The organism is Roseateles sp. P5_B10, assembly GCF_056400485.1.
The window spans coordinates 1-5,537 of record NZ_JBFULE010000345.1; the positions used below are offsets into that span (position 1 = coordinate 1).

The window sequence follows — 5,537 nt, forward strand, 5'->3', positions numbered from 1 at the left end:
TGCATGACGCTGCGACCCTCGTGCGCGTGCATGGCGCCGACGGCAAGCAGCTCAGTGAGGTCAAGCTGCCCGGCATCGGCACGGCTGGCGGCTTCGGCGGGCGCTGGAGCGACGAGGAAACCTTCTTCAGCTACACCAGCCTGACCACCCCGGCCGAGATCCATCGCTACGACGTCAAGACCGGCAAGATCAGCCTCTTCAAGCGGCCCAAGACGGCCTTCAACCCCGATGAGTTCGAGACCCGCCGCGAATTCGTCACCAGCAAGGACGGCACCCGCTTCCCCATCTTCATCGCCGCCAGGAAGGGCCTGAAGTTCGACGGCAGCAACCCGACCCTGCTCTACGGCTATGGCGGCTTCGACATCTCCATCACGCCCGGCTATGGCGTGACGGCCGCGACCTGGATGAGGATGGGCGGCGTCTACGTCATTGCCTCCATCCGCGGCGGTGGCGAATACGGCTCGGCCTGGCACGAGGCCGGCACCAAGCTGAGGAAGCAGAACGTCTTCGACGACTTCATCGCCGCCGGCGAATGGTTGATCAGCCACAAGGTCGCCAGCCCCGCGACGCTGGCCATCAACGGTGGCAGCAACGGCGGCCTGCTGGTCGGCGCGGTCACCAACCAGCGCCCCGACCTGTTCGCGGTCGCCGTGCCGCAGGTCGGCGTGATGGACATGCTGCGCTACCAGAACTTCACCATCGGCTGGGCCTGGGCTACCGACTACGGCACCAGCGCCGACAGCCCGGAGATGTTCAACGCGCTGCGCGCCTACTCGCCGGTGCACACCATCAAGAGCGGCGCCAAGTACCCGGCCGTGCTGATCACGACCGGCGACCATGACGACCGCGTTGTGCCGGCGCACAGCTTCAAGTACGCCGCCACGCTGCAGGCCGCCGACACGGGTGCGGCTCCGAAGCTGATCCGCATCGAGGTCAACGCCGGCCACGGCGCGGGCAAGCCGACATCCAAGATCATCGAGGAGCGCAGCGACATCCTGGCCTTCATTGCCAACACGATGAAGTTGGAAGTGAAGTGACGGCGTCGGTCGCGATCCGCGACCTGGGCGTCGGCGATGTCGATGCCCTGACGGATCTCTACCAGCACCTGAACGCCGGCGATGCGCCGCCTTCGCAAGAGGCGGTACACGCCGTGTTCGCACATCCGTGGCTGCGCCATTTCGGGCTTTTTGACGGTGAGACGCTCATCGCCAGCTGCAACCTCGCCGTCATCCCCAACCTGACGCGCGGCGGCAGCAGCTATGGCGTCATCGAGAACGTCGTCACCCATGCGGACCATCGCGGCCAGGGGCATGGCCAGGCCGTCGTCCGGCATGCGATTGATCAAGCCTGGGGCGCAGGTGCCTACAAGGTCGTGTTGACAACCAGCCGCAAGGACCCCGCCGTGTGGGCTTTCTACGAGCGCTGTGGCTTTGACAGCGGCGACAAGCGCGCCTTCGTCATACGCCGGTCCTAGAAGTTCACGGCCTTGGTCTTGAGGCCGCGAGCCACCAGCGTCGCGTTGATCAGCTGGGCCTGCTCCCGGCTCGGGAAAGGCCAGATCGTTGCGCGCCAGCCCTCGGGCGTCTGGATGACATCGGCCTGCAGCGCGTCGGGGTTGCCGTGCACGCCGACCAGGCCCGCCTTCATCTTCCCCAGCAGCGCCTCGGCCTCGGCCTTGCTGCCCGGCGGGCCGACGAGGGCGACGACGACCTTGTCCGATGACTGGGCCAGGCGAGCCAGGCGTGGGTCGACGGGCTCGGGCTTGCTGGCGGCAGGCTCGGGCTTGTCGACCGTCTTTTCGCCCGGCTTTTCCGCAGGCGCCTCGGCGGGCTTGTCCGAGCGCAGGATCGGCGGGCGCTTGATGCCGTCGGTGCGCTCCACGAGGCGGGGGCGAATATCGGGCGGTGGCGCGTCGCTTGCAGCCTCGCTGGCGGGCGCTTGAGCGGCCGAAGCGGCCGCAACGGCCGACTCTGGAGCGGAGGCGGGCGCAGAAGCGGCTGAGGCGGAGACAGGCAGGGCCGGCGCTGATGCCGCCGACGCTGCCGTCGGGGGCGGCGCAGCGGCCGGCTCGGCCGCGCGTTGGGGCCACAGCATCCAGGCACCCACGGCGATCAGGACCGCCAGGACGGCACCCGCTGCGCCCAGGCGGATCGGGTCCCACAGCCGGCGGCCAATGATTTCCGAAGGGATGCCGCGGCCGGCCAGCACGCGGGTGCGGGCGCTGCCCACATCGACGCCCGCCGTCATCACATAGAGCTCGAAAGGCCAGCCGCCGTGGGAGCTGGCCAGGGTCTCGTCGATGACGATGACGCGCCAGGGCCGGCTGTCGGGGGTGGCCGGCGGCTCGGCAAAGCCATGGGCCAGCGCAAAGCGCTCGACCTGGGCCGCGCTCAGGCCGGGCAGGAATTTCTCGCTGAAGGCGCGCCACTGCGTGCGCGGGCGCCGGGCGATCAGGCGCGGCAGATGCGTCAGGCGCTGCTTCCATGCCGCCCAGCGTGACAGAGGGGGCGAGCCATGCAATGCGTCGAAGGCGCTGACCACATCGGTCAGCACGGGCTCGACCAGGCCGCCCGCCTCGGCGGAGGCGCGCACAAAGGGCAGGGCCACCACGCCCACGGTGTGCACATCGCCCACGGCGATGCGCCGCGCAAGCGGGTGGCGGTTGTGCCAGTCAACGATCTGTTCGGCCAGGCGCTCCATGACTACTTGATCTTCCCCGACGAGCCCATCCGTCGGTGATGGAAACAAGCCCCCGAATTCAAGCCAGTTGCTTCAGCAGCCAGGCGTTCAGGTCTTCGATCTCCTCCATGCAGACCGAGTGCGGCATGGGGTAGTCATGCCATTCGACCTCATGGCCCAGAGTTCGCAGAGCGTCGCGGCTGGCCGTGCCGCGGGCGGGCACGACGATGGTGTCCTGGCTGCCATGGCCCATGAAGATGGGCAGGTCGGCGTTCGCCGCCGAGCGCTCGGTGGCCGTCGTCGCAGCCAGCGGCAGATAACCCGACAAGCCGACGGCGCCGCCCAGGCGCTCGGGGTAGCGCAGCGCCGTCATCAGCGCCATTGCGCAGCCCTGCGAGAAGCCGACGAGGACGATGCGGTTCGCTGCCACGCCGCGTTGGCGCTCGCTGTCTATGAGTTCGGCAATCTGCCGCTGCGACTCGCGCAAGCCGGCCTCGTCCTCGCGCTTGACGAGGTCGGCGCCGAGGATGTCGTACCAGGCCCGCATCACATACCCGCCGTTGATCGTGACGGGCCGTTCGGGCGCGTGCGGGAACACGAAGCGCACGGCGCCCAGGCTCTTCAAATCAAGCTCGCCGCAGATGGGCACGAAGTCATGGCCGTCGGCCCCCAGGCCGTGCAGCACGATCAGCGTCGTGCCGGGATTGGGGCCGGTCTCAATGACATGGGTTTCAAGCATGGGGGTTCCAGTTCTCGATGCGAAGTTCAAAGCGTTTGTCGCCGTAGTCGTCCAGGCCTTCGTCGGTCGGCGTCCAGCCGGCTCGACGGTAGAAGGCCTCGGCGCGCGAATCGGGCTGGGTGCCCAGGTCCAGGCGCCCGTGGCCCTGAGCGAACAGCCAGTTCACCATCACGTCGTGCAACTGGCGGCCGTAGCCCTGCCCATGCAACGCCGGGTCCACGAACATCGCCCAGATGTGGCCGTCGCGGGCGTCGCCGATGGCAAAGCCCGCAATGCGCCCGGGCTCCAGTTCGACAACCCAGCCACGGCCGAAATCTTCCAGATAGACATGCAGTTCGGCATCCGAGATGCGGCCCGGGGTCAGCTTGTTCTCGGTGACGGCATAGCGCACGCGCCAGATCTCGGCAGTGTCGTCGCGCGTGGCGATTCGAAGTGTCATGGCGTCATTGTCGCGACAGCGGGCGCTGCCCTTGCCGTTCATGATCACGTTCATGGGAAGCCTTTATCTCGTCCGCCACGGTCAGGCCAGCTTTGGTGCGGCCGACTATGACCAGCTCAGCGCCAAGGGCCATGAGCAATGCCGCCATCTCGGCGCTTACTGGCGCGAACGCGGCCAGCGCTTCGATGCCGTGTTCACCGGCACGCTGCGGCGGCACAAGCAGTCGCTGGCGGGCATCGTCGAGGGCTACGGTGAGGATCTGCCCGCCGTCGCACTGCCGGGGCTGAACGAGTACGACAGCGAGGCCGTCGTGCGCGCCATCCACCCCGGCCCCATCGATGCCCCGACGACCCCCGAGGCCGTCAAGCACCACTTCCGGCTGCTTCGCCAGGGCCTGCTGGCCTGGATGAGCGGCGAGACGGCACCGGTGGGCATGCCGGCGCACGCGGATTTCGCCGCCGGCGTGGCCGATGCGCTGGCACGCGTGCTGGCTTTGGGTGTGGGCAAACAGGTGCTCATCGTCTCCAGCGGTGGGCCTATCGCCACGGCCGTGGCCCAGGTGCTGTCCACGCCGCCCGAGACTTTTGTGGAACTCAACCTGCGCATCCGCAACTCGGCTGTCACCGAGTTCGCCTTCAACCCGAAGCGCCACCACCTCGTCACGTTCAACACGCTGCCGCACCTGGATACGGCGGAGATGCGGGCGCACATCACGCACGCCTGAGCGCGCCGGCCCCAAACGGGCCAATACCGACGGCACTGGGCATGGCTCTCCTGGGCGAAGCGGCCGTGCGACCCGGTCGGCAGCATGACGACTCCTCAACCTCCGATGGAGTTCCGTCATGTCTTCACCCCGCCTTTTTGCCTTCGCCACCCTGATCAGCCTGGCCGCCACCTTCGTTGAACCGGCCCAGGCCCAGAGCTACTGCTTCAACCAGACCGGCTACGCCGATGGTGCCACGCTGAGCGGCCATTTCGCCGGCAGCGACCTCGACGGCAATGGCTGGCTCTATGCCTATGAGCTGACCGAGTTTGAGCTGAACTKGTCCGGCAACCGCGCCGTGCAGGCCTTCAACCTCGGCTTCAGCGAACGCGCCGGCCTGGAGTTCGAACTCTCCAGCGGCACGCTCTCGCACATGGCCGCCTTCAGCCAGAACGAGGAGGGCGTGCGCTTCTTCAGCTTCGACAGCAAGGGCTGGCCCAGCTACACGATCCCGGGCGTCGTCACCGACGAGCGCCTGGGCCTGGTGTCCATGAGCTGGGAGCCGTTGCGGGTCACGGCCGCCGTGCCGGAGCCGCAGAGCCTGGCACTGCTGATGGCGGGCATGGGCTTCATCGGCCTGTGGAGCCAGCGCCGACGGGCTCACTGACAATGCGCGGCTATGGCCGCGCCCTTGTTCACGTCCCTCATCACGCCGCCGCCGGCCGCCACCGCGCCGGCCCACGAGCGCTTTTTGCACCTCATCCGCCTGGCCCTGGCCGGCGGGCAGTTTGGCAAGTTGCTGCTGTCCGGCCCCGTGGGTGATGACGAGGACGTCGAGCGCCTCACCGTGCGCCTGGTCGAACTGCGCGGTGAGCCGGCCTTGAGCTTTCTCTGGCGCCACCGTACCAAGGACGTGACGAAGAACCACGCCCCCGAGGCGGGCCTGGCCGAGATCGCCACGCTGCTGGGCGCGCGCT

At 68.2% G+C, this 5,537-nt stretch carries 7 protein-coding genes and 1 pseudogene; 5 read left to right on the forward strand and 3 right to left on the reverse strand.

Annotation, left to right across the window (positions count from 1 at the left end):
* A partial coding sequence (locus tag AC1DU6_RS18880) for a prolyl oligopeptidase family serine peptidase (RefSeq protein ID WP_477858865.1) occupies positions 1–1,037 on the forward strand: 1,037 nt, incomplete at its 5' end.
* A complete protein-coding gene (locus tag AC1DU6_RS18885) occupies positions 1,034–1,474 on the forward strand; it encodes a GNAT family N-acetyltransferase (protein WP_477858867.1) in 441 nt (146 codons plus the stop codon). The genes AC1DU6_RS18880 and AC1DU6_RS18885, both read left to right, overlap by 4 nt.
* On the opposite strand, the gene AC1DU6_RS18890 is transcribed toward AC1DU6_RS18885, so the two are convergent.
* Genes AC1DU6_RS18890 through AC1DU6_RS18900 form a run of 3 tightly spaced genes read right to left on the reverse strand, consistent with a single transcriptional unit; the run spans position 1,471 to position 3,857 of the window.
* Positions 1,471–2,700 (reverse strand): hypothetical protein, encoded by a 1,230-nt coding sequence (locus AC1DU6_RS18890; RefSeq protein WP_477858869.1) that lies wholly within the window; start codon positions 2,698–2,700, stop codon positions 1,471–1,473. The genes AC1DU6_RS18885 and AC1DU6_RS18890 overlap by 4 nt on opposite strands.
* Before the next feature lie 58 nt (positions 2,701–2,758).
* The gene (locus tag AC1DU6_RS18895; RefSeq protein ID WP_457390337.1) at positions 2,759–3,418 is read right to left on the reverse strand and encodes an alpha/beta hydrolase; all 660 of its coding nucleotides are present in this window, start codon (positions 3,416–3,418) and stop codon (positions 2,759–2,761) included.
* The gene (locus AC1DU6_RS18900) at positions 3,411–3,857 is read right to left on the reverse strand and encodes a GNAT family N-acetyltransferase (protein WP_162247735.1); all 447 of its coding nucleotides are present in this window, start codon (positions 3,855–3,857) and stop codon (positions 3,411–3,413) included. The genes AC1DU6_RS18895 and AC1DU6_RS18900 overlap by 8 nt, the downstream gene beginning before the upstream one ends.
* Positions 3,858–3,909: 52 nt before the next feature.
* Between AC1DU6_RS18900 and AC1DU6_RS18905 the strand changes: the two genes are divergently transcribed.
* The 3 genes and pseudogenes from AC1DU6_RS18905 to AC1DU6_RS18915 all read left to right on the forward strand — a co-directional run.
* A complete protein-coding gene (locus tag AC1DU6_RS18905; RefSeq protein WP_056193121.1) occupies positions 3,910–4,581 on the forward strand; it encodes a histidine phosphatase family protein in 672 nt (223 codons plus the stop codon).
* Positions 4,582–4,699: 118 nt separating this feature from the next.
* Positions 4,700–5,227 (forward strand): PEP-CTERM sorting domain-containing protein, encoded by a 528-nt coding sequence (locus AC1DU6_RS18910; RefSeq protein ID WP_477858872.1) that lies wholly within the window; start codon positions 4,700–4,702, stop codon positions 5,225–5,227.
* Between the two features lie 12 nt (positions 5,228–5,239).
* Positions 5,240–5,537 (forward strand): annotated as a pseudogene (locus tag AC1DU6_RS18915) (methyltransferase); the annotation flags it as partial.